General features: G+C 44.9%; 19 protein-coding genes. 15 read left to right on the top strand and 4 right to left on the bottom strand.

The window, feature by feature from the left end; genetic code table 11:
- The first annotated feature begins 65 nt into the window (after positions 1-65).
- From OMP94_RS01545 to OMP94_RS01560, 4 genes are read left to right on the top strand one after another with little or no spacing between them, the layout of a single operon-like run.
- A complete protein-coding gene (locus tag OMP94_RS01545; protein ID WP_266275229.1) occupies positions 66-1943 on the top strand; it encodes a peptide-binding protein in 1878 nt (625 codons plus the stop codon).
- Between the two features lie 6 nt (positions 1944-1949).
- Positions 1950-3332 (top strand): ABC transporter permease, encoded by a 1383-nt coding sequence (locus OMP94_RS01550; protein ID WP_266275231.1) that lies wholly within the window; start codon positions 1950-1952, stop codon positions 3330-3332.
- Positions 3325-4521 carry an ABC transporter permease gene (locus OMP94_RS01555; protein ID WP_266275233.1) on the top strand — a complete coding sequence of 399 codons (1197 nt, stop codon included), beginning with the start codon at positions 3325-3327 and terminating at the stop codon, positions 4519-4521. The genes OMP94_RS01550 and OMP94_RS01555 overlap by 8 nt, the downstream gene beginning before the upstream one ends.
- Positions 4518-6179, top strand: coding sequence for an ABC transporter ATP-binding protein (locus OMP94_RS01560; protein WP_266275235.1), 1662 nt, complete (start codon positions 4518-4520; stop codon positions 6177-6179). Before OMP94_RS01555 ends, OMP94_RS01560 begins: the two co-directional genes overlap by 4 nt.
- Here the strand turns inward: OMP94_RS01560 and OMP94_RS01565 are convergent.
- On the bottom strand, positions 6171-6803 hold the full coding sequence (locus OMP94_RS01565) for an arylesterase (RefSeq protein ID WP_266275237.1): 633 nt from the start codon (positions 6801-6803) through the stop codon (positions 6171-6173). The genes OMP94_RS01560 and OMP94_RS01565 overlap by 9 nt on opposite strands.
- A 29-nt stretch (positions 6804-6832) precedes the next feature.
- Between OMP94_RS01565 and OMP94_RS01570 the strand changes: the two genes are divergently transcribed.
- The 5 genes from OMP94_RS01570 to OMP94_RS01590 all read left to right on the top strand — a co-directional run bounded on the left by OMP94_RS01570 (position 6833) and on the right by OMP94_RS01590 (position 11636).
- A complete protein-coding gene (locus OMP94_RS01570) occupies positions 6833-7534 on the top strand; it encodes an ABC transporter ATP-binding protein (RefSeq protein ID WP_266275242.1) in 702 nt (233 codons plus the stop codon).
- On the top strand, positions 7531-10017 hold the full coding sequence (locus OMP94_RS01575) for an ABC transporter permease (protein ID WP_266275244.1): 2487 nt from the start codon (positions 7531-7533) through the stop codon (positions 10015-10017). Before OMP94_RS01570 ends, OMP94_RS01575 begins: the two co-directional genes overlap by 4 nt.
- Positions 10018-10064: 47 nt before the next feature.
- Entirely contained in the window at positions 10065-10295 is a 231-nt protein-coding gene (locus OMP94_RS01580) for a DUF2789 domain-containing protein (protein ID WP_266275246.1), read from the top strand.
- A 73-nt stretch (positions 10296-10368) separates the two neighbouring features.
- Positions 10369-11067, top strand: coding sequence for a monofunctional biosynthetic peptidoglycan transglycosylase (mtgA, locus tag OMP94_RS01585; protein WP_266275251.1), 699 nt, complete (start codon positions 10369-10371; stop codon positions 11065-11067).
- 116 nt (positions 11068-11183) lie between these two features.
- Positions 11184-11636 (top strand): RT0821/Lpp0805 family surface protein, encoded by a 453-nt coding sequence (locus tag OMP94_RS01590; protein WP_266275253.1) that lies wholly within the window; start codon positions 11184-11186, stop codon positions 11634-11636.
- Between the two features lie 55 nt (positions 11637-11691).
- Here OMP94_RS01590 and secD read toward each other — a convergent pair whose 3' ends face one another.
- The gene (gene secD, locus OMP94_RS01595) at positions 11692-14214 is read right to left on the bottom strand and encodes a protein translocase subunit SecD (protein ID WP_266275255.1); all 2523 of its coding nucleotides are present in this window, start codon (positions 14212-14214) and stop codon (positions 11692-11694) included.
- A 29-nt stretch (positions 14215-14243) separates the two neighbouring features.
- Positions 14244-14633, bottom strand: a complete 390-nt coding sequence (locus tag OMP94_RS01600) for a hypothetical protein (RefSeq protein ID WP_266275257.1) — start codon at positions 14631-14633, stop codon at positions 14244-14246.
- A 235-nt stretch (positions 14634-14868) separates the two neighbouring features.
- On the opposite strand from OMP94_RS01600, the gene OMP94_RS01605 reads away from it, so the two are divergent.
- Entirely contained in the window at positions 14869-16581 is a 1713-nt protein-coding gene (locus OMP94_RS01605) for a diguanylate cyclase (protein WP_266275262.1), read from the top strand.
- 61 nt (positions 16582-16642) lie between these two features.
- On the opposite strand, the gene dacB is transcribed toward OMP94_RS01605, so the two are convergent.
- Positions 16643-18049: a D-alanyl-D-alanine carboxypeptidase/D-alanyl-D-alanine-endopeptidase gene (dacB, locus tag OMP94_RS01610; RefSeq protein ID WP_266275264.1), complete on the bottom strand. Its 1407-nt coding sequence runs from the start codon at positions 18047-18049 to the stop codon at positions 16643-16645.
- A gap of 205 nt (positions 18050-18254) precedes the next feature.
- Between dacB and OMP94_RS01615 the strand changes: the two genes are divergently transcribed.
- From OMP94_RS01615 to OMP94_RS01635, 5 genes are all read left to right on the top strand, one after another.
- Complete coding sequence (locus OMP94_RS01615; RefSeq protein WP_266275266.1) at positions 18255-18746, top strand: hypothetical protein; 492 nt, start codon at positions 18255-18257, stop codon at positions 18744-18746.
- A 75-nt stretch (positions 18747-18821) separates the two neighbouring features.
- Positions 18822-19157, top strand: a complete 336-nt coding sequence (locus tag OMP94_RS01620) for a hypothetical protein (protein ID WP_266275268.1) — start codon at positions 18822-18824, stop codon at positions 19155-19157.
- 65 nt (positions 19158-19222) lie between these two features.
- A complete protein-coding gene (locus tag OMP94_RS01625; RefSeq protein WP_266275270.1) occupies positions 19223-20500 on the top strand; it encodes a TolC family protein in 1278 nt (425 codons plus the stop codon).
- 3 nt (positions 20501-20503) lie between these two features.
- Positions 20504-21724, top strand: coding sequence for an efflux RND transporter periplasmic adaptor subunit (locus OMP94_RS01630; protein WP_266275272.1), 1221 nt, complete (start codon positions 20504-20506; stop codon positions 21722-21724).
- 10 nt (positions 21725-21734) lie between these two features.
- The gene (locus tag OMP94_RS01635; RefSeq protein ID WP_266275274.1) at positions 21735-24863 is read left to right on the top strand and encodes an efflux RND transporter permease subunit; all 3129 of its coding nucleotides are present in this window, start codon (positions 21735-21737) and stop codon (positions 24861-24863) included.
- The last annotated feature ends 15 nt before the right edge of the window (positions 24864-24878 follow it).

A 24878-nucleotide genomic window follows, 5' to 3' on the forward strand; every position in this document is an offset into this window, starting at 1 on the left:
ATATTCACTAGTCAATCTGCACAATAAACCTTGTAATAAGAAGCGGCACTAAGGCAAAAATAACAATGAAAAATGGACAGTCAGGGATAAGTCGTCTTGGGTTCTGGTTAGGCATCACATTAGTTGTGATTATGCTTATCCTCGTGATGGTGCAAATAGATAGACAGTGGACGCGGATGGATGACATGCGTCGTGTCATGGACGAACAAGCCAAAGATATTCGTAGTAGTCGCACAGTATTAAGAGAGTTAGAACAAGCACTTCGTAACGGCCAGTTTAATTCCGGTAACGTTTCTGCGTCTCAGCTGGGTGCTGAGATAAAAGGCGATGCTTTTGATCGCGCACGTCGGGCCTTGGAAAACGATGATTTTGCCCAAGGTGACTGGTTACGTTTGGCTTTTGCCAGTGGCTTAAAAACGCTGACCCCTTTGGTCTCTGCTGATGCCTATTCCTCGGATGTTCAAAACTATGTGTTAGAAACATTGTTAATCCGCGATCCAGATACTTTGGAATGGAGCGGTTTACTTGCTAATGACTGGCAAGTTTCTGAAGATGGTTTAACGATTACCTTTACCTTAAAACGCGGCATCAACTTTTCCGATGGTGAACCTTTAACGGCCAAAGATGTGGCCTTTACTTTCGAATTTATCATGACTGAGGCGATTGCTGCACCGCGTGCTCGTGCTTATTTATCGCGTATTGCCAGTGTGACGGCGTTAGATGACTACACAGTCGAATTTGTGTTTAGCGAGCCTTATTACAATAGCCTGCAATTGGCTGGTGGACTGGAAATATTGCCAGAACATTTTTATCGTCGTTATTTAGACAGCCCACGTGAGTTTAATGAAAGTCGGGGTTTGTTAATGGGCTCAGGTCCATATCGTTTAGCCGATCCAGAAAACTGGACACCCGATCAAGGCGCCGTCGAGTTGATTCGAAATGCTCGTTATTGGGGGCCTGTTGAAACCTCATTTGATCGGGTGCTTTGGCGAATTATTGAAAATGATAGTGCACGGTTAACGACATTCCGTAACGGTGATATTGATATTTATAATGCTTTGCCTCGTGAATATGAAAAGCTGTTGGAAGATAAAGCGATCACGGAGCGTAGTCAGCATTTCGAATATATGAGTCCAACGGCCGGTTATAGCTTTATTGCCTGGAATCAAACCCGCGGCGGCGAGCCATCACGTTTTGCTGACAAACGGGTACGTGAAGCAATGTCATTATTGACTGATGTTGACCGTGTTCTTGATGAGATTTTCTTAGGTTATGGTCAGCCAGCAGCAAGTCCATTTATGGATGGTTCTGATCAACATGATCCTGCAAATATGCCGATGCCGCATGATATTGAAAAAGCTAAGGCTTTACTTGAAGAAGCTGGCTTTATTGATCGTAATGGTGACGGCATCTTGGAGTCAGAAGCAGGCGAGCCATTTTCTTTTGAACTGACATTCTTCCAAGATAGTGACGATACCCGTCGTATGGTGCTGTTCTTACGAGACATTTATGCCCGTGCCGGTATTGTCGTGAAACCCAAGCCGACTGAATGGTCAATTATGGTCGAAAATATTCTGCAAAAGAATTTTGATGCCATTACCTTGGCTTGGACATCGGGTATTGAAATCGACATTTACCAAATGTTCCATTCAAGCCAAACCGTTGAAGGTGGCGATAACTTCATTAACTATAAAAACCCTGAGTTGGATAAAGTGATTGATGCCGCTCGGGCTGAAGTTGATGAAGCAAAACGTATGAAGTTGTGGCATGAAGCAGAACGTATTTTGGTTGAAGACCAGCCATACACCTTCTTGTTCCGACGCAACACCATGGCGTTTGTTGATAAGCGAATTAAAAATCTTGAAAAAACAGGATTAGGATTAAACCTAATGTCTGTGCCTGTTGAGATTTATGTTCCGGCTGATTTACAAACACAGCGATAGTTTTTAATGCTGAATTACTTATTACGCCGACTATTGCTTATGGTACCCACCTTGCTGGGTATCACACTGGTCGTATTTGTGGTGATGGCTGCGGCACCAGGCGGTATTAGTGCCCAATCTTTGGTTGACGGTATGGAATTGGAACCTCAGAGCCGTCAAGCGCTAGAAGAGTACTACAACAAACTTTATGGGCTCGATCAGCCAGCACCGGTTCAATACGCTCGTTGGTTAAACAATATTTCCCCAATTGGCTTTGAACGAAATCCAGATGGCACTATGGGCGCTTTTTCATTGTGGAAGGGCATCGATTTGGGCACCAGTTTTCGTTATGGCCGACCGGTAACTGACTTGCTGGCTGAGCGACTTCCCATCACCTTGTTGCTTAACCTCATTTCGATACCCCTTATTTATGCTTTGGCGATTGGTATTGGTGTTCAAGCGGCGCGAGATAGAGGCGGGCGTTTTGACGTTAGCTCTAATATTTTCCTATTAGCGCTTTGGTCGGTACCGAGTATGCTGGCGGGCGTTTTATTTATTGGTTTTTTTGCTTCTGAGCAGTATTGGCGATGGTTCCCAACCGGTGGCTTAATGCGCCGAGAAACTGCGAGTGAAACTTTCCTGCCATTATTTTCAAGCTTTACTGATGTATTAATTGTGTTTGCCTGTGTTGCCGTCATCACTTTGCTATTGATTCAAGCTGTGCGTTACCTCAAGACAATGCACCGACAGTGGTTAGGTCTTGGTTTAGGCGCTGTTTTAGGTTTTATGATGGCGACCGATCTGCAAGGTCAATGGTTTAGCTTGCTACATGTCTTTTTAATGTTGGTGTTGGCGGCATTAATGCGTTTGTTGTGTGGCCTGCAGAACTTACCCATGCGACTTATTATCGCGGGCACATTAGGCCTCGCATTAGGCCTTGGTTTGGCAGCGGCTTTTGGTGTCACTGCATTACAAAAAGGCTATTTGTTTGACCGTTTCTGGCACTTGGTTTTGCCAATCATTGCGTTGTCATATGGTGGTTTGGCTTTCTTGGCAAAACTCACTCGCTCTTCATTATTAGAGAACCTAGCTGCCGATTATGCCCGAACGGCCAGAGCCAAAGGTGTTGATGAGGAATCGGTATTGTGGCGACATGTGTTTCGAAACTCATTGTTACCGCTCATTACCGTATCCGCAACGCTACTACCAAGTTTGTTGGCGGGCTCTGTGATTGTAGAGAGTATTTTTAGTATCGATGGTATGGGTAAGCTCGCGGTTGAAGCAGTACAGACTCGAGATAGAGAGCTAGTGCTATCGGTCACGTTAATTTCTGGTGTACTGACCTTAATTGGTTATTTGTTGGCTGATATTGCCTACGCCATCGTCGATCCGAGGGTGAGTTATGACTGAGCAAACATCAGCAAAACTTGCACAACAACCCACAAAGCCATGGATAAAACAGGTGTTATCGGCGTTACTAAAACGTCATAGTGCACGTTTAGGCATTATTTGGATTGGCATTCTGGTATTTATCGCCACATTTTCGCCGTTCTTAGCCAGTAGCCATCCGCTTTATATGGTGGTGGATGGACAGTCATCGAGTCCGCTGATGCGTCATTTGTCAGTACAAGACTGGGTTTGGTTATCTGCGTTTCTAGCAGTGTTAGTGGTGTTGAAGTGGGCTAGGCCGCTATGGCAAAAGTTGGTGGTTTGGTTTGGGTTGGTTTTAATCAGTTCGGTCATTGCTAATTTGTTTGTTGCGCCACCTAACTTGGTTATCTATGAGCAATATCGAGAAATGCAGGCTGAAGGAAAGATAGATAGCGTGATTTATGCGCCTATCCCATATTCGGCAAAAGATTATTTGCGAGACTATGCTGATACCGGCATTGAGGCACCACTTGAAGCCGAGGGGCGGACGCATTGGTTGGGTACTGATGAAAACGGCGCTGATGTGGCCTCAAGGATGATTCATGCTTCACGTATTGCTTTGGGTATCGGGTTTATAGCAACCGGTATTGCCTTGGTAATCGGCACCATTATTGGTGGTCTGATGGGCTATTTCTCAGGCATCATCGATATGATTGGGATGCGCCTTGTTGAAATTTTTGAAGCCATCCCGACTTTATTTTTACTGTTATCCTTCGTGGCGTTTTTCGGACGCTCTATTTATATGATGATGGTGATTATCGGGATTACCGCATGGTCCGGTTACGCCCGTTATGTTCGCGCCGAGTTCTTAAAACTTCGTCAGCAAGATTTTGTGCAAGCTGCCGTTGCTTGTGGTTTGCCGCTTCGATCGATTCTGTTTAGGCATATGTTGCCAAATGGTTTAGCACCCTTACTGGTTGCCACTAGCTTCGGTGTGGCTTCTGCGATTTTGGCTGAAGCAACGTTGAGCTTCTTGGGGCTTGGTTTAATTGACGATCCATCTTGGGGCCAACTGTTGAATCAAGCTGTGCAGTCATCAACTTTTAATTGGTGGCTTGCGGTATTTCCTGGTGGCGCAATCTTCATGACAGTGTTTGCTTATAACCTACTAGGTGAGGCTTTGCGTGATGCGGTTGATCCACACACCAACCGGAGCCGTCAGGCATGAAGCTGCTCGAAATCAATAATCTGAGCACTGATCTCGGTGGTGAAGGGCAGTGGAAGTCAGTCGTTAAGCAGCTCAGCTTAAGTATCATGCCCGGCGAAACCTATTGTTTGGTAGGTGAGTCAGGTAGTGGTAAATCTGTCACGGCATTATCCATCATGGGCTTGTTGCCGGAAAAGCGCTTTCGCCACCCTGAGGGTAGTGTTCGTTTATTTACGGATGAGCATCCAGATGGTTTATCGGTATTAGGTGCCGATAACGAACAAATGCGTCAGATTCGCGGCAGTAAAATTGCCATGATCTTTCAAGAGCCAATGACCTCTCTGAATCCAGTTCAGACAATTGGTGAGCAACTTGATGAAGCTTTGCAGTTGCACCGGCCTGACTGGTCGGCAGAAAAGCGTAAACAATGTGTGCTTGAAGCGCTAACTGAAGTACGTATCCCAGAGCCTGAAAGTCGGATTCGCGAATATCCGCACCGTTTATCTGGTGGTCAAAGGCAACGTGTCATGATCGCCATGGCGCTCATCTGTGAGCCAGCGTTATTGATTGCAGATGAACCGACTACGGCTTTGGATGTAACCGTTCAGGCCGAAATCCTTAAGCTGATGAAAGAGCTGCAACAGCGTTATGGGATGGGCATGTTATTCATTACCCATGATTTTGGTGTGGTTGCGAAAATTGCCGATAAAGTGGGGGTTATGCGTTATGGAGAGTTGGTTGAAACAGGGGCAACTGCCGATTTACTCCGAAACCCACAACATCCTTATACGCAAAGTTTGATTGCTGCATTACCTGAGAGATTACCAAGACCAAAGCGTCCAGAAAAACACCCTCAAGCGTTATTAGAAGTTAAAGATCTCGCCGTACACTTCCCTGTACGTCGAGGCATTATGCGACGTGTAGTTGATCATTTTCGCGCGGTGGATGGTGTGTCTTTCTCTGTGAATGCTGGAGAAATTGTCGCGCTAGTTGGCGAGTCTGGTTGTGGCAAAACAACCTTAGGCAGAGCGATCCTTAGACTCCAAGATGTTACCCATGGCGAGATTTTGTTAAATGGGCAAAACATTACCCACCTAACGTCAAAAGAAATTCGTCCACTACGTCGCCAAATGCAAGTTGTATTTCAAGATCCTGGTGCGAGTTTAAACCCACGGTTACCGATTCATACCTCGTTGGTAGAGCCTATGCGAGTGCATGGTATTGGTCAGGATGATGCCGAGCGAACAGATAGGGCGGCAAAATTTTTAGAGCGTGTGGAAATGCCAGCAGATAGTCTTTGGCGATATCCTCATGAGTTTTCTGGTGGTCAGCGTCAACGTTTGGCTATCGCCCGTGCTTTGGTGTTAGAGCCAAAGTTTATTCTCTGTGATGAAATCACCTCTGCTTTAGATGTTTCAGTGCAGGCCGGTATTTTGAAGTTATTACGTCAATTGGTTGATGAAGAAAATATTGGCATGCTGTTCATCACCCACAACATGGGTGTAGTCGATTATTTAGCTGATCGAATGTTGGTCATGCATCAAGCTAAGTTTGTAGAAACTGGCGAAACTCGTACGGTTATGCAAACGCCAACAAGTGATTACACGCGAACATTATTGGATGCGGTTCCACGCCTTGATGACAGCTTTCTTGCAAGTGGAGCGTTACAGTCAGTCTAATAAACTGGCCAATGCTGGCCAAATATTATCCAGAATTTTGGGTTGAGCCGCTGCGGTTGGATGAATACCATCCGCCTGCATCATGCCTTCATCGTCATAGATATCGACCAACATAAATGGCAATAAAGCCGTATCGTACTGTTCAGCCAAACTGCTATAGATGTTACGAAAAGCTTGGGTATAGGCGGCCCCGTAATTGGGTGGGATTTCGATACCTAATAACAGCACACGGGCATCCGCTTGGGCTAATTGAATCATGTCAGCTAAACGCTGTTTGATAGCCGAAGGTTGAAAGCCGCGTAAACCATCATTGCCTCCGAGGGCAATAACCACAATTCCGGGATTGTGTTTATCGAGCAGGGCCGGTAGGCGGCGTAAACCGCCATCAGTTGTTTCACCGCTGATACTGGCATTAACTACTTGCCAGTCTCCCGCTTCAGACTGCAATTTTTGGCGAAGCAGGTTGACCCAACCAGCATCATTGTCGATGCCATAGGCGGCACTGAGACTGTCACCTAAAACCAGCATTGTTTTGTTATCGTCTGCATACGCCGCTGGCGCTAACAATAGATAGGTTAAAGTCAGTAAAGAAATGAACTTTTGTAGTAATAATCGGGTTCTCATAGCCAAACATACTTTTCCAAGAGGTAACAATGACCATTGATAGACCAATAAAAAGTGCTGATGACTGCATGATAGATATTCATTCGGTCAATCACGTGGTCTCACCGGGTGGCGAACCCTTACAGATTTTACAGGATGTTTCGCTGCAAATAGTACGCGGAGAATCAGCAGCCATAGTCGGTAAAAGTGGCTCTGGTAAAACGACATTACTGGGTTTGATGGCTGGATTGGATGTGCCCACCAGCGGTGCGATTTATCTGGATGGCGAGCAGATAAATACTTTGAGCGAAGATGAACGAGCCAAGTTACGTGCTGACCGTGTTGGTTTTGTATTTCAATCATTTCAATTGTTACCGTCACTGACCGCTTTAGAAAATGTCTTGCTGCCGCTTGAGCTGGCCGGTATTGATTACGCCAAACAGCAAGCAATGGAATTACTTGAACAGGTTGGTTTGGGTAACCGGTTACAACACACACCAAGACAGCTTTCAGGTGGTGAACAACAAAGGGTGGCAATTGCCAGAGCTTTTGCAGTCACTCCTCGTGTGTTATTTGCGGATGAGCCGACCGGTAATCTTGATACACAAACCGGTGCACAAATCACGGATTTGTTGATGACGCTCAATCAGCAGCAAGGTACGACCTTGGTTATGGTGACCCACGATGACCAGTTAGCCGAACGTTGTGACAAACAATTCCAAATAGATGCCGGTCGCGTAAAAACATCATGATAAAAGCGCTCAAACAAGCCGCGATTTTGCGAGATATTCGTTTACGTCAGGTTAAAGTTATTTTGGCTGCGGTGATCATTGCTGTTGCCACCGTTGCGACCATCAATTTATTTGCCAGCCATTTGCAGCAAACCTTGTTGCAATCAGCCAGTAGCTTTTTAGCGGCTGATAGGCAAATGAGTTCGCGAAGTACGGAACCTGTCGCTGACCAATGGCGACAACTTGCTGAGCAAACTGGTTTGCAAGCCAGTGAAATAAGTCAGTTTTCAACGATGTTATCGGTTGGCGATTTATTTCAATTAGCCTCGGTAAAAGCGGTCGATAGTCAGTATCCGCTTCGAGGGGAAATTGAGTGGCAAGAAAACTTTGATGCTTCAAGAACCATGCTGCAACAAGGGCCACAAGCTGGCGAGATTTGGTTAAATCCCCGCTTAATGCGTTTGTTGGAAATCTCGGTGGGGGATGAGGTAACTATTGGTCAGTCATCGCTGAAAGTTAGTGGTTTGCTGTTACGTGAACCTGATAGTGGGTTTAGTCTGTCAGCCTTTGCACCACGGGCAATGATGCATATCGATGATGTGGCTGCGACCAATGTTATTCAGCCGGGGAGTCGGGTGCGTCACCGTTTATTATTGGCGGGTGATGAAGCTCAGCTCAGTGCATTTGAAACGCAAGCACAGCCGGTTATTGATAGTGGTGATTATCGTTGGCGAACGGCCAAAGATGGTGAGAGCCTTGGTGAATCACTGAATAAAGCAGAAAACTTCTTGATGTTGGGTGGCAGTCTTGCTGTGTTATTAGCCGTTGTTGCTATTGCGGTTGCCAGTCGTGAATATGCACTTCATCAACGAGATACCGTGGCTTTATTAAAAGCGTTAGGTGTTACAAGTGGCGTTATCCGACAGTTATATTTTGTGAGACTGCTGGTTTGGGGCGTATCGGCGACCGTCTTGGGATTATTAATCGCCATACCATTTGCGTGGTTACTTGCCTCAATGACAGCACAGCTGATGGAGCAACCACTCAACTTTGTGATTGATGTCGCTTCTTTGTGGCCTGCCTTACTAACCGCGATTCTTGTGTTGATAGCTTTTGCCTTACCTCCAATTGATAGACTTCGTCTGACATCAACCATGCAGGTGCTACGAAGTTTGCCAGCTATGGATAAAGGCTTTTTAGCCAAAGATCTGTTGGTAGCAAGCATCCTGGTGTTTGGTTTGCTGTGGCTTTTTGCTGGCGAGTTAAAACTGGTCTTGTCATTGTTAACTGGGCTTGGTGTCTTACTGCTGGTGATTGTCTTGGTTGGCTGGGTATTTGTTCGCAGCATTCGAACTATGGCTGGAGGCAGTTCTGCATGGCGAAGTGCTATTGTGGCTTTACACCGCCATCAGCAAGCGACTTTGTCACAGCTTGCTGTGTTTGCCATGACCATGATGTTGGCAGCAACACTGATATTAGTGCGTTCGTCATTATTAGCTGATTGGCAGGCGCAATTGCCTGAAGATGCACCTAATCATTTCCTTGTGAATATTGCCCCTGAAATGGTGCAAGACGTTGATGATTTCTTAAGTACCGAGGCGTTGTCACGCAGCCCTTTATATCCGATGGTTCGCGGTAGATTGACAGAAATTCGTGGTGAGCCAGCACAAGACGTGGCGCTTAATCCTGACGATGATGAACTGCGGCGTGAATTAAACCTAACCTCGGCATCAAATTATCCGGAAGATAATAAAATTGTGGAAGGCGAGTGGTATGACGCTGACGCAACCGATGAGTTATCGATTGAGCAATCATTAGCAGAATCTTTGGGCATTAAGATTGGCGATCAACTGGGCTTTACTGCAGGTAGCGAGCAGTTCTCAGCAACAGTAACCAGTATTCGAAGTGTGCAATGGGACTCAATGCAGCCTAACTTTTTTATCATGTTCCCTGAAAATGGTCCGCTCAAGCCTTTATCGGCAACCTACTTAAGTAGTTTTTATTTACCGCCGGGCGATAAAACAGTTTTGAATGATTTTGTCAGACAGTTTCCAACGGTTTCGGTGTTAGAAATTGATCACATTATTGAGCGTATTCAAGAAATCATTCAGCAAGTCACACAGGCAGTTGAAGCGATTTTATTACTTATTTTGCTGGCTGCTGTGGCCGTAATGGTTTCCGTGGTGAGTGCCACTATGAGTGAGCGGCAGCGAGAGGGTGCGTTAATGCGAACCTTGGGCGCGAGGCAACAATTATTGGTTAATGCCACTATGATTGAGTTTGCTTTGATTGGATTCTTTGCGGGCTTAGTTGGGGTGTTTGCAGCCGAAGCCGCAGTATGGGCATTACAATATCGTATGTTTGAAGGCGAATTCCGATGGCATTGGCCGGTGGTCGTTTTCTTGCCATTAATGAGTAGTGTGATTTTAGCGTTGCTTGGGCGTTTGCAATTGAGACCTGTGTTAACCGTTTCTCCGATGTTGCTGCTTCGCCGTTTGGAATAATCATCGTCTTTGGGTAGGCTGAACCTTACATTAGTGAGGAGAAAAGCATGGATAACCAGTTTCATACGTTGGAGAACCTGTTTACACAGTTAGGCTTGGATAACGACCCTCAGGCAATTCGCCGGTTTATTCATCTGCATCGTTTGCAAGAATATGAAACCATTGAAAATGCGCCATTTTGGACGCCAGCTCAAGCCGCATTTATCCGTGAGTGTCTCGCAGAAGACTCGGATTGGGCGGAAGTGGTTGACCAGTTAAATGCCCAATTACGACTTTAAGGATAGATATTGTTAGCGAGCTTTCGCTTTTATCGTATGATGCCCACCTATTTTTCTTGAGAATACGGTCACCGTGTTACGAAAATTTTTTCGCCGTTTAATGCGTTATCTATTGATCATGATTGCTGGCCTATTTGTGCTCAGCATCTTAGTCGTACTGCCGTTTAAATGGTTAAACCCGCCAGTGACAATGGTCATTGCCGACCGTTGGTTATCGCCCGATTATGATTATCCGATTCGAAAAGAATGGTTAGATTGGGACACTATTCCAAAACATGCGGCACTGGCCGTGGTGACTTCAGAAGATCAGCGCTTTCCAAAACATATTGGTTTTGATGTTGATGCAATTCAGCAAGCATTAAAAGAAAGAGAACGTCGCGGTGAGTTACGTGGTGCCAGCACTATTAGTCAGCAAGTCGCCCGTAATATGTATTTATGGACTGGACGTAGTTGGGTTCGTAAAGGTATCGAAGCTTGGTTTACTGTGCTGATTGAGTTTATCTGGGGTAAACAACGGATCCTCGAAATCTATCTCAATATTGCCGAGTGGGGGCCGGGTATTTTCGGGCTAGAAGCTGCTAGCCAGTATCATTTTGGTAAATCAGCGACACAGCTGTCACCGATGCAAGCGGCTCTGCTTGCTGCAACGTTACCAAGTCCATTGCGATACGATCCGGCGCGTCCTGCCAGTCACTTATATCAACGTGCCCAATGGAATTTGCAGCAACAACGCAAATTAGGTGGTCCAAACTGGCTAGCCAATCTGTCTTAGGCCATCACCAAAGCGCTGAGACTGTGAGCTGTGACCTAGTCTCCATTTCACTGGTCAAAGTAGAATATAGACATGATGCGATCCGATAAAAGTCATCAAAACAAAGAGGAAAAGCTATGAAAGCAAAATTAACGTTGATTACTGCCTTAGCTGTGACGCTTACACTGGCTGGTTGCCAAAATATGAATAAATCGACTGTTGGCGGTGCCGTCGGTGGTGTTGCGGGTGGTGTCTTGGGCTCAAATGTCGGTGGTGGTAAAGGTCGCACCGCAGCTATTATTGCAGGCTCATTATTGGGTGCCGCGTTGGGCAGCCACATTGGCGCTGAAATGGATGAATTAGACCGTCGCCGTGCTAATGATGCGCTGGAAACCTATCCAACTGGTCGTACTAGTAGTTGGAACAATCCAGATACCGGTGCCCAATACAGTGTGACGCCAACACGCACTTATGAAACAAATGATCGTCCATGCCGTGAATACGATATGGATGTCTATATTGATGGTCAGCGTGATGTGGTGAAAGGTACAGCTTGCCGTAATGCACAAGGTGAGTGGGTTAACCAGTAAGACCTATCATCATGATGAAAAAAGCCGGCATAGCCGGCTTTTTTGTTTCTATGGTTTATAAAATAGCATCCAGTTTACGTTGCATCTCTTCTGGAGACAGTCTTAACTGTCGCTGTCCTTTTTGCTTTCTTTTTTGGGCCAGCAAATACAGGATAGGTGCTGCAATAAACACCGACGAACTTGTGCCAATCACAATACCGAACAACATCGGTAATACAAAGCTGGCTACAGCGGCACCACCTGCAATCGCCATCGGAATAAGCGCTAAGAAGGTCGTCACCGAGGTAAATACAGTACGTGTTAACGTCGATGAGATACTCTCATTGAGCACTTGCAACATTGGCTTGTCAGGCGTCGCTCGCAAGTTTTCACGAACCCTATCAAATACCACCACTTTGTCATTAACTGAGTAACCAATTAACGCCAGAAGTGCTGCTACAGCGGTTAAATTAAACTCCACGCCAGTCAAGGCAAAAAAACCAATTGTTTTGGTTAAATCCAAGGCAATAGTGATGGTGGCTGCCATCGCAAAGTGATATTCAAATCGTATCCAAAGATAAGCCAGCATACCCATTCCCGCCAGAATGATAGCTAAAATAGTGGCATCTTTAAAATCACCACTCACTTTAGGGCCGACCATTTCAACGCGAGGAAATGTTGCTTCTGTTGAGACTGACTGAACGGCAGATTTCAAATGACTAATCTGCTCATCACTGGCCATTGTTGAAGTTTCTTCGGTTGGAATACGTAGTAGATAATTACCGTCTTTGCCAAACTCTTGCAGTGTTACTTGCGACATTTGCTCTGCTGCGAGTGCATCACGAAGCTCACCTACTGTGCTATCTGGAGCATGGACTTCAATAATGCTGCCACCGCTAAAGTCGATTCCGTAATGCAAACCTGGCTGAATAAACAAACCAATAGACGCGAGTGACAACACTGCCGAGGCAATAAGCCCAAAGTAGCGACCACGCATAAAGTTATGTGTTTTGCTGCTCAGTTTATCAATGGCTTTGATACCTGAAATCGCCAGTCGTTTGCCTTTAGGAAACTTGCTTACACGCCACTCCATGATGAGACGCGTGACGGCGATAGCCGTAAACATTGAGGTTAATAAGCCAATCGCCATGGCAATCGCAAAGCCACGAACCGGGCCGCTACCAAATAAAAACAGCAGGCTGATTGCGATGAGGGTTGTGAGGTTAGCATCTAAAATTGTGCTGTAAGCACGACGAAAGCCAGCATCCAACGATTTAAATGCTGATTGACCACGATCTGATTCTTCACGAATACGTTCGTTTATCAGAATATTGGCATCAACCGCCATACCAATACTCAGAATGATCCCAGCAATACCTGGCAAAGTGAGTGTGGCGCCAAGCAGGCTCAAAACACCAAAGATAAGGCCGATATTGATAGCCAAGCTGGTGCAGGCGATTAATCCCCAACCGCCATAAATAACCAACATAAATGCAAAGACTAGTGCCGCACCAATCAAACCGGTAATGACGCCCATTTTGATTGCATCACTACCTAGATCTGGGCCAACCGTTCGCTCTTCAATCACATTAAGTGGCGCAGGTAATGCACCGGCACGTAACAATACCGCGAGTGAATTGGCTTCACTGACTGTAAATTGGCCACTGATTTCACCACGACCACCGGCAATGACACTACGAATAACAGGGGCAGTGACGACTTCATCATCAAGTAAAATCGCTAGTTGCCGCCCAATATTTTTTTCAGTCATCTCGGCAAATTGGCGAGCACCATCACGATCCAAGGTAAAGCTAACAACAGGCTGCTGCGTTTCTTGGCTAAATATCAGTTGAGCATCTTGAATATGTTTGCCCTCAAGTGCGACACGTTGCTCAAGTTGATAGGTTTGTTTGTCTTTATCATGAAATGTCAGCAAGTCTGCTAGGTCTTCAGTGCCGTCAGAGGCCCAATGAAAGGTCATTTTGGCCGTAGTCCCCAACAGGTTTTTTAGATATTCCGGATCATCAACACCAGGCAGTTGCACGATAATGCTGTCTTCACCTTGGCGACTGATACTTGGTTCTGTTAGCCCAGTTTCATCAAGACGCTGTCTTACCACTTGCAAGCTTTGATCCGTTGCATCTTTGATTAAGCTGGCACGGTAGGCTTTAGTCGCACGAATGATGACGCTATTATCCGTTTCATCAAGTTGATACAGATCCAAGCCACCATTAGGTTCCGTCAATAACGGCTTTACTAGTTTTTCAAGTTGCGAAAGTTGCTCTGGATTTTTAGGCGTTAATTTAACGCCGTGGCTGTTGCTAACTGGTTTTTCGATAAACAGGCGTGCTTCACGTAACACATCAACCATTTGATTGGTTAATTGTTCATGTTCGTTTTGTAATAGTGTCTCTGTGTCGATAGCGAGCAGTAAATGGGAACCACCACGAAGATCTAATCCAAGCGAAAGGGTGTTGTTGCTATACCAATCTGGCAGAAAGTCTCGGGTTTGCTCTGATAAAAGACTTGGCAATGCGCTGAGCAAGCCAATAACAATAACCAAGCTGTAAATAACAGCCCGTCTTAATAGGGTTTGCATATTTCATCCTCAAAAAATTTCGTTATAAATCAGGCGAAATTTGCTTGAGGTGCAGCGCGTGGCTCCGGTAAGAAATAAGCGATAAGACCAACACGAACAGTACTTAACTGCTGTGTGGTTGGGTCGTGCAGCGAACAGCATAACTGTAATTGCTGCTGATGGAGTAACGGTAAATCAGAAGAGGGATCGTGATCATTGCCGGCAACATCGAGCTGACTATTTTGACCACTACGTTGAATTTCACGATGAAATACCTGGCTAGCAACTTCTGCTTCATTCTGCGCTGAGGTAATGCTGTTACCAATTGATAGTGTTGCAGAATGTAATAAGCCGATACTAAGTAGAAATAGACCCGATAGACCAGCTCGCCAAATTCTGGCGATAAAATAATTCAATTGCTGGTGGGAAAAGTTGGACATAGCCACTTCTTAAAAATTTCTGCGTGATTGTCTCGCTGGCTTGAAAATTAGTCAATGTTAGCGTGATGTAGTAGTCTTCAAATTAAACAAGTAATTTGGATTCCTGAAAAAGCGTTTTGTGAGCAGCTGCCGGTCGGACTCAAACTTGGCTGTGCTATGATGCTGGCTTGTTTCTTTGACTGTTAGCAAGCCTCAGAAACCCTTAAATTTTGTTAGGTTTGTCTTGCAGGTTATTGTGTTTAAAGATTTTTCCAAACCATTATTGCTAATGATGTTGCTTTTGATAAGCAGCGTTTCTTATGCTGATCCGATACCTGTTAGCCGGGTCAGTACAGATGCCATCGGCCAATATGCTGAAGTCTTTTTTGAGCCAGGCGAACACTTGGCAATTGATGAAGCCCGTTCGCTATTTGATGAAAATGGCGGTGTGAGACTTGGTGAGAATATTCTTAGCTTTGGCATGATTTCATCGCCTCTTTGGTTAAAGTTCAGCATTGATAATCCCACTGAAAAGTCAGTTGAAAAGATCTTCTCAATCGAAACATCCTGGCTTAATGCTTTATCGATTTACATCTATCAAGATGACAACCAACTCGCTAAATATGCCATGGGTGATGAGTTGGTTCAGACTGACCGACCGGTAGACAGTCGTTTTTACGTAGTTGATTACGATTTTGAACCGGGCTTAACCGAAATCTATGTTCGGGTGGCTGGTACAGATCCCATGTTGTTACCCATTTTTCTTAATGACCGTAAAACCTTTGCAAAACGGTTTGAGATTGAAGATTACAGCTACGGAATTTTATATGGCGTGTTAGGCGCTTTAGCGTTCTACAACCTGATGTTATTTGTCAGTTTACGCAGCGTTCCACACCTAGCTTATACGATTTATTTACTGACCTATATCGCACTCAACCTGTCATATACCGGACATGGTTTTCGTTGGTTTTGGCCTGACAATACCTACTGGCAACAATGGTCGAACCCGGTGTTAATGATCGCTGGCGGTGTCGCCATGATGTTGTTTGCTTGTTGTTTTTTAAATATTCGAAAAACCCTGCCTAAGCTGTTTTGGATTGTCGTCGGAATAACAATCGCCATCCTAATAGCATTTGGGGCGGCGTATTACCTGCAACAGATACAAACGGCTTTAGTTCTGGGCTTTGTATACACCTTTATTTATTCGGTATTGATGATTGTGATTGGGGTGTTGGCATTTAAGGCTGGTAATCCATCAGCCAAATATTTTCTGCCAGCCACAACGATTGTTGCCATTTGTGCTGCTGTTACGGTGATGACAATTTGGAATGTGTTGCCATATTCAGTATGGGCTTACCGTAGTGCTGAAGTGGGAATGGTCATCGAAGCTTTGTTATTAGCCTTAGCTTTAGCAGATCAATTCCGGCGTGGCGAAATCAAACGTATTTTTGCTGAAGAGCAAGCGCGAAAAGACCCATTAACCGGGCTTAATAACCGGCGTGCATTTCAGGAGCAAGTCAAAACCCTTTGGCAGCATTGTCGTCATGAAAAACTGCCTGCCGCTATCATCATGATAGATTTAGATTTCTTCAAAAAGCTTAATGACCAACATGGTCATTTATTTGGTGACCGAGTTTTACAGGCAACGGCACAGCAATTACAGGTCTCATTGCGTGATGGCGATGTATTAGCGCGTTGGGGCGGCGAAGAATTTATTTTATTTATGCCCGATACCACCACGGATACTGCTGAGGTGGTTGCAGAAAGAATCCGAGAACGTATCTATGGCATGGTCAATAACTTCCCCGAAATTGCTTCTTTGACGTTAAGTGCCAGTCTGGGTGTTGCCGACTCTCGTGGTGGAGCAGATTCATTGGATGCATTAATAAAACAAGCTGATGATTGCCTTTATCGAGCCAAAAAAAGTGGCCGAAACCAAGTTGATGTCATGCTTTACTCTGTCGCTTAAAATGGCTTCTTGTAGATAACAGTGTCATAAAAAAGCCCCGTATTAACGGGGCTTTTTTGAATTAATGCTTGTTGTATAGACCTTCGTAGAAATCACGTTCAAATACGCGAATAGGTTTTCGTGCGACATTACGGTTTTTACTGGATGGATGATAGTTACTAATAATTTGTACAAACAATAGCGACTTACCCGAGCTGGTTTTTATGCGACCAGCCAAATTATAAACGCCGTACAGTGAACCTGTTTTCGCAGCGATTTGGCCTTTTAACGGCGCATTTACAACACTTGGACGCCAACGTAATGTCCCAGAAACACCCGATACCGGCAGTGTTTCAACCATGCCGGCTTCGGGGTGATTAAAAATATACTGCACAACTTGCATCAAGTGCTTTGGTGTCATTCGGTTATTACGTGATAAACCTGAGCCATCAACAATCACAGCATCAGCTAGATTCACATTGGCTTTTTCTTTAAGAATCGCTTTGACTGCCGCTGCACCGTTTTCAAAGCTACCTGGTTGCTTGAAATACAGTCTACCCATAGTTTTAAGCAAGTTATCAGCGATCAAGTTATCCGATTTTTGCACCATTTCATCGACTAACTCAGGTAATGGATCTGACTGATGGCGGGCGATAACTTCACCTTTCACCAGATCATTCCGAATGATCGCGCCATTCAGTGTAATGCCAGCACGTTTTAATTCTTCGTACAGGACTTTGATCATTAGCTCTGTTGGATTTTGTACGGCCAGATGAAAACTGACTGGAAGACGATGGGTACCAACACAGCCTCCGACAGTGTATTCATTGTTATCGTTGGCTGATAATTTCGGTTCACAGTCGATGTTGTCGGTATTTAAGCCTTCCATCAGGATCATATTGCCGGCATCCATTGAGACCAAGTCTGATGCAGTGGCTTTGACAGCCGTAATGGGGGGCTCTGAGGTTGCTGACAGTTTGCCGTAAACACAGTTGCCATTCATTGATAAGGCACTTGATGGTGCGCTGTAACAAACACCCATAATGTCCCAAGGCACACCAATGGCACGCTCATAATCATCAAAAGCACTACCATTTAAATATAAGTTGCCAGTAATTGTGCTGGTATGGATTTTAAGGCGATCGATTAGTGTTCTCAGGTGAGTACGGGTAAAACGTGGGTCACCGCTGAACCGAAAAATGACATCGTTTTTATTGGTTTCAAGAGTGGTTTCAAAACGAAAATCTTTTGGCAAATAAAGTTTTGCGGCTAAACCTGTAACCAATTTTTGAAGACTCGCAGGTTGCTGGAAATGATCAGCGCGCTCAGCGTATACCGTTTTACCAGTCTTGCTATCGATAACATAAAGTGCAACATCAGCACCTTCTGGGGTCGGACTTGCGGCGAGCGCTGGATGTTGAAAAGTAGGGTTGGCTGAAGCTGTGAAGCTGGTCAGAAGCAGTAGTGCGAGTATTAAATAGTGTTGCATACAATCCGTATTAGACAGCGTTTAGAAAAAATAAAAGCCAAGCCTAGCATGAAATTGAGAACACGATTTAAAATCCCCAAACCTTTACTTTTAATTACTCAAGTAGAAGTTGGCTAGTGTGACAAAACTCCTTTTTAGCCAAGTTGCTATTGCGCTAACCCTGTTCGCTTTTGTGCCGTATTTTTTTCAGATAGTGCGAAAACAAGTGCGGCCACATGTTATTTCGTGGTTAATTTGGGGGATCGCGACAACAGTCATTTTTATCGCGCAGTTGGGTGATGGCGCGGGCGTTGGCGCATGGCCTGTTGGTGTATCGGCCTTATTGACTTTAGCGGTTGCATCTTTAGCTTTTTACTTTCGCACTGACACGCATATTGATAACAAAGATAGGCTGGCTTTTGCTTTTACCCTATTAGCCTTGCCGCTGTGGTACTTCACTAGCGAACCACTTTATGCATTGATTATTCTCAGCTTGGTCGACTTGAGTGGTTTTATCCCGACAATTCGAAAGATTAATCGAGACCCTTACACTGAATCAGCTGTATTTTTTGCGCTGTTTGCATCACGGAACTTATTCATCTTGTTGGCTCTCGAACATTATTCTGCGGTGACGATGATGTTTCCATCTTTAATCGGGTTAACCTGCCTGTCCTTGATTGGTTACATGTTGTTTCTTCGCGGACAGCAAAATAGGTGATTATCTTAAATCGGACATTTTGCAAAGTACTGATATAAACCGCTAAGATGATGTGGTCTTGATTTGGGTAAATGTATGACACAGTCGTTTTCCATTATGCGTGTCGCTTTTTTGGTGCTCTGTTTGGTATTTACCAGCAGTGCCAGCGCGTATCTGCATATTGGCGAACATCATCATTCTGATGAGGCGGGTTTATTGCATTACCATAGTCCAAGCCAGCATCAACATGAACATGCGCCTAATCAGCAAGACACCGAGCATGAACATCACTTCCATCTTCATATGATTGGTGATTTGGTCGATTATCGAGCAGAACTCGTTGACGAAAATGTTCAGGCGACGGCTCCTGAGCTTAGCCAACGATTAGCTCTATTGTCTTATGCGCCACCGATCCCACCACCCAACGCCTAATCCATAAAACCAAATTCTAATTTTTGTTTGCTGAGTCAAAACACTCAGTTTTATGGAGTTGAACTATGTTCAGGCAAATCTTCTGCCGTACACGACCTCAGTGGTTGTTCGGTATTTTATGGTTGTGTATCGCACCAATTAATCTGGCTTTTGCTGAGGTTTTAACGACAGCAAAAGCGGTTGAAAAGACCTTACGTTTTAGTCCTGCGTTACAACAGTTTCCATACCAGCAACGAGCTTTAGAGGCTGATGCTTTACAAGCTGGTCTTAATCCAAACCCAGTATTACAAGCTGATTTAGAAAACGTTTTTGGCTCTGGTAATAGCCGTTTTTTAGCGGGTGCAGAGTTGACACTTTCGTTGAGTCAGTTAATTGAGATGGGCGATAAACGTCAGCAGAGAATAAATGTGGCGAACGCCCAAGTGCCAGTATTACAACAGCAATACGAAGTGCAAAGAATGGATGTCGTTGCTGAGACACTTCGGGATTATTATCAGGCGCTGAGAGTTGATGCCATGTTGGCTTGGAATCAGCGACGTATCTCAGAGCAAAAAACGGCGGTTGAGGTTATTCAACGCCGAGCTCGTGCTGGTGTGGTTGGTGATGCCGATGTTTTACGAATGCAGCTCAGGTTAAGCCGTGCTGAAAATCGTCAGCAACAATTAATCAACGAACGCGAGTTGGCGTATCAAAAGTTAGCGGCGAATTGGTTAGGTGAAGTGGATTTTACCGAGCTTGCGGGCGATCTCGCTGCATTACCGGCATTGCCTGATTTTAGCCAGCTGGCATCTGCTGTTGAACAAACACCACAGTATCTTCGAGTACAAGCACTGAGTCGTTTAAGAACGGCGCAAATTGCATTAGCCGAGGCCAATGCGGTTGCTGATATCACTGTTGGTGCAGGTATTCGCCGAATGGAAGCAACTAATGACAATGCGCTGGTATTTAGTTTTTCGATGCCCTTGCAGATCAATAACCCTAATCAGGGCAATATTGCTCGCGCCAACGCCATGTATGAGCAGGAATTACAGGAAGTTGCGTTAACTAATAACCAAGTCATCATGGCATTGCGAGAAATTCACATGGCAATGACCAATAACACAGCCTTGGTAACGGCATTAAAAACTAATCTTCAACCCGTAGCCAAGTCGTTATTAGCTAGCACTGCCAAGGGCTATGAACTTGGACAATATGGTGTTTTGCAATGGGTGGATGCTCAAACCGAGTTATTCGCTGTTGAGCGCGAAATTATCGAGGCGCAAACCGCTGTGCATCTCCAGTATCTTGAATTAGAGCGTTTGAGTGGCAGAAGCCTTAATTCTCAAATGACAAATGAGGAATAAATCATGAAGTCATATTTATTTGTTTTGGCACTGTTGTTTCATACGCCGTTATTTGCTGCAGGTGGACATGCTCATGATGATGCGGCTCATGAAGAGCTTGCGGAGGGACCCCATGGCGGTAGATTACTGGAAAGTGATGTGCTTAATCTGGAAGTGACTATTTTTGAGTCGGGGATTCCACCAGAAATGCGTGTTTATCCTTATTCAAAAGATGGAAGTCCGCTAAACCCTGATGAGGTTATGATGACAGTGAATCTCAATAGAACAGGCGGACAGCAGGATCTCATCGATTTCAGCCCAGAAGCTGATTATTTATTGGGTGATACCGAAGTCGTCGAACCGCATTCTTTCGAAGTAGAAGTGAACGCAAATTACCAAGGTGAAGACTATCATTGGCACTTTGAAAGTTTTGAAGGGCGAGCAGAATTAACGCCAAGAACTATCAAAGCATCGGGTATTCAAACTGAAACTGCAGGATCGCAGACAATTCATGTTCGTAATGCTTTATTTGGCGTGATTGCCGTTGCAGAAGATCGCTTGTTTAATATTCACGCGCCTTACCCGGGTATTGTGGAAGCAGTACATGTCAAAACGGGCGATAAAGTAGGTAAAGGTCAGAAATTACTGACAGTTCGTAATCAGCAGACGTTACAAACCTATGCTGTAACCAGCCCTGCAAATGGCGAAGTGACTATCCGGCTGGTCAAAGCTGGCGATCATTCATCTATTGGTCGTTTGTTGCAAATCAGTGACCTCAGCAAAGTTTGGGTCGACTTATCGATGTTTCCACAAGATATTGAGCAACTTAAAACGGGCATGCCAGTAACGGTTTCAGATTTACACGGTCATGAATCTGCTGAAGGGAAAATCGAATACATTTCACCCAAAATGACTGGCGGTCATATCGCTCGGGCACGCACTGTTATTGATAATACAGAGGGTATTTGGCGACCAGGCATGCATATCAACGCATTAGTTTCTGTCGAGAAAACAGATGTGCCATTAGCTGTGAAACGCAGTGCGCTACAAACCTTTCGTGATATGGATGTTGTGTTTGCTCGTTACGGTGATACTTTTGAAGTTCGCATGGTGAAGCTTGGTCGTAAAGACCAAGACTATGTTGAAGTATTAGGTGGTCTTGAACCCGGAACAGAATATGTGACGGACAATAGTTATTTGCTCAAAGCGGAAGTGTTGAAAGACGGCGCTTCACACAGCCACTAGGAGCAATAGCATGATTGATTATATTGTTCGATTTGCTGTTCAACAGCGTTGGCTGGTAATGCTGCTGACGTTGCTGATTGCGGGGTTAGGGATTTATAACCTTAACCAGTTACCGATTGATGCTGTACCCGATATCACCAACAATCAAGTGCAAATCAATACGCAACTGACAGGGTATTCGCCACTTGAAGCCGAGCAACGTGTGACGTATGTCGTCGAAAATGCGATGGCTGGTCTGCCTGATCTCGAATACACGCGTTCTATTTCTCGCTATGGATTGTCTCAGGTCACGGTTGTGTTTAATGACGATAAAGATATTTATCTTGGTCGTCAGCAAATTGGTGAACGTCTGCAAAGTATTCGTGGTGAATTACCTCCCGGTGCTGAACCTAAACTTGGTCCAGTTGCCAGTGGTTTGGGTGAGATTTTTACCTATGCAATTAGTGCCAAGCCCGGTGCTGTCAATGCAGATGGCCAACCCTATAGTCCTGAAGATTTACGCACGATCCAAGATTGGATAATTCGTCCTCAATTAGTCACAGTTCCCGGTGTTACTGAGATTAATAGCGTTGGTGGATATGAGCGTGAATATCAAGTCGCGCCAAAGCCCGGAAAATTACTGGCCTACAAAGTGAGTATGTCAGAGCTTGCCGAAGCGCTTGAGCGAAATAACCAAAATGTTGGAGCCGGTTATATAGAGCGTCATGGAGAACAGTGGCTCGTCAGATCGCCGGGGCAGCTTCAGTCTTTAGAAGACATTGGTAATGTTGTTATCACCAAATTGGATGATGCGCCTGTTCGGGTCAAAGATGTCGCAGACGTTAAATTTGGCCAACAGTTACGAACAGGTGCAGCGACTCAGAATGGGCAGGAAACAGTATTAGGTACAGCCTTTATGCTGCTTGGTGAAAATAGCCGTGTTGTTGCCGAAGCAGTAGCTGCCAAGCTTGAGCAGGTGAATAAAAGCTTGCCAGAAGGCATTGTTGCCGAAGCAGTTTATAACCGTACGACGCTAGTCGAAAAGACCATCAAAACAGTCCAAAAAAACCTGTTTGAAGGGGCGCTGCTAGTTATCGTTATCTTGTTTTTATTACTGGGTAATGTCCGTGCAGCATTAATAACTGCACTTGTTATACCGCTGAGCATGTTGTTTGCGTTTACCGGCATGGTCAGTAACAAGGTATCTGGCAATCTGATGAGTCTAGGTGCTATTGATTTTGGTCTGGTTGTCGATGGTGCCGTTATCGTTGTGGAAAATGCATTACGCCGTTTGGGTGAGGCACAACATCGTTTTAATCGATTACTGACATTATCTGAACGCTTACAAGTAGTTACGGATAGCACCCGAGAAGTATTTAATCCTGCCGTATTTGGCGTGTTGATCATTATGCTTGTGTATTTGCCTTTATTTGCACTCAGTGGGGTTGAGGGCAAAATGTTTCAGCCAATGGCATTTACTGTTATTGCAGCATTAACGGGGGCATTGTTGTTTGCTGTGACTTTTGTGCCTGCGGCAGTAGCGATTTTGGTCACTGGTAAAGTCTCTGAGAAAGAAAACATATTGATGCGAGGCGCACGTAGGGTCTATGCGCCAGTGCTTAGCTTGGCATTAAAAATGCCAGCCTTATTGGTGGTTGGTGCAATTATCTTAGTTATTGGCGCGTTGCAGGTCGGCAGTCGTTTGGGCAGTGAGTTTTTGCCTAAGTTAGACGAGGGTGATATTGCGCTGCATGCCCTAAGAATCACGGGAACAGGGCTGGAACAGTCTGTTTCAATGCAAAACCATCTTGAAACCGAGATCAAAAAACTGGGAGAGGTTGAACGGATCTTTTCCAAAATTGGTACGCCAGAAATTGCAACAGATCCTATGCCACCGAGTGTTGCTGATACTTTTCTCATTATGAAGCCCCAAGAGGAATGGCCTGATCCAACGTTAAGTAAAGCGGCATTCTTAAGTAAATTACGTGAAGTTGTTGAAGCAGTTCCAGGCAATAAGTATGAGTTTACTCAGCCTATCGAGATGCGCTTTAACGAGTTGATCGCAGGTGTTAGAGCAGATGTCGCTGTGCATATTTATGGTGATGATCTCGACACACTTAAGACTCTAGGAGAGCAAGCGACATCGGTATTATCAGCTGTTGAAGGGGCTAGTGATGTTCGCATGGAACAAGTATCCGGTTTGCCGATGTTATCCATACAGCCACAACGGGACCATTTAGCGCTGTTAGGGCTTGATATTGTGACTTTGCAAGATGCTGTTCAAATGGCAGTTGGTGGTAAAGATATTGGAATGATTTATGAGGGCGACCGTCGTTTTCGATTGGTTATTCGTTTAGATGATGAGTCACGACAAAACGTTGATTATCTGAAGAAACTCCCTATCGCATTACCTGCTAATGGGGATCCTGATTTGTCATACGTGCCACTTGGCGAAGTTGCCGATATTGTCGCGATTAATGGTCCAAATCAAATTAACCGTGAAAATGGTAAACGTAATGTCATTATCAGTGCTAATGTCAGTGGTCGAGATCTTGGCTCTTTTATTGGCGATACCCAGCAACAAATGATGGATAATTTATCTTTACCTTCAGGCTATTGGTTTGAGTACGGCGGTACTTTTGAGCAGTTGGAGTCCGCCTCTAAACGCTTGATGTTGGTTGTGCCCATTACCTTATTATTAATATTGGTTCTGTTGTTTAGTGCTTTTAAGTCTTTAAGAGATGCGTTATTAATCTTTTCGGGAGTATCGCTTGCTCTCACGGGCGGTATTATCGCCCTGTGGTTACGCGGTATGCCGTTATCAATTTCGGCAGTGGTTGGTTTTATAGCGTTGTCAGGCATCGCTGTGCTGAATGGCATCGTGATGTTGTCATTTATCAAGCAGTTACGGGAATCGGGGTTAGCATTAGTAACAGCTACTTATGATGGTGCCATGCAGCGACTAAGACCTGTTTTGATGACAGCATTAGTTGCTAGCTTAGGATTTTTACCGATGGCCTTAAATACCGGCGCAGGTGCCGAAGTACAAAGACCGCTTGCAACCGTTGTGGTTGGCGGTATCATTTCTGCAACCTTACTCACGTTAGTGGTTTTACCCGCGCTGTATTTGTTGGCAAATAAGTTGAGCCGACAGTCTTAAAACCTTTTCAATCAG

It is taken from the genome of Methylophaga sp. OBS3 (assembly GCF_026319325.1).
GTDB lineage: Bacteria > Pseudomonadota > Gammaproteobacteria > Nitrosococcales > Methylophagaceae > Methylophaga.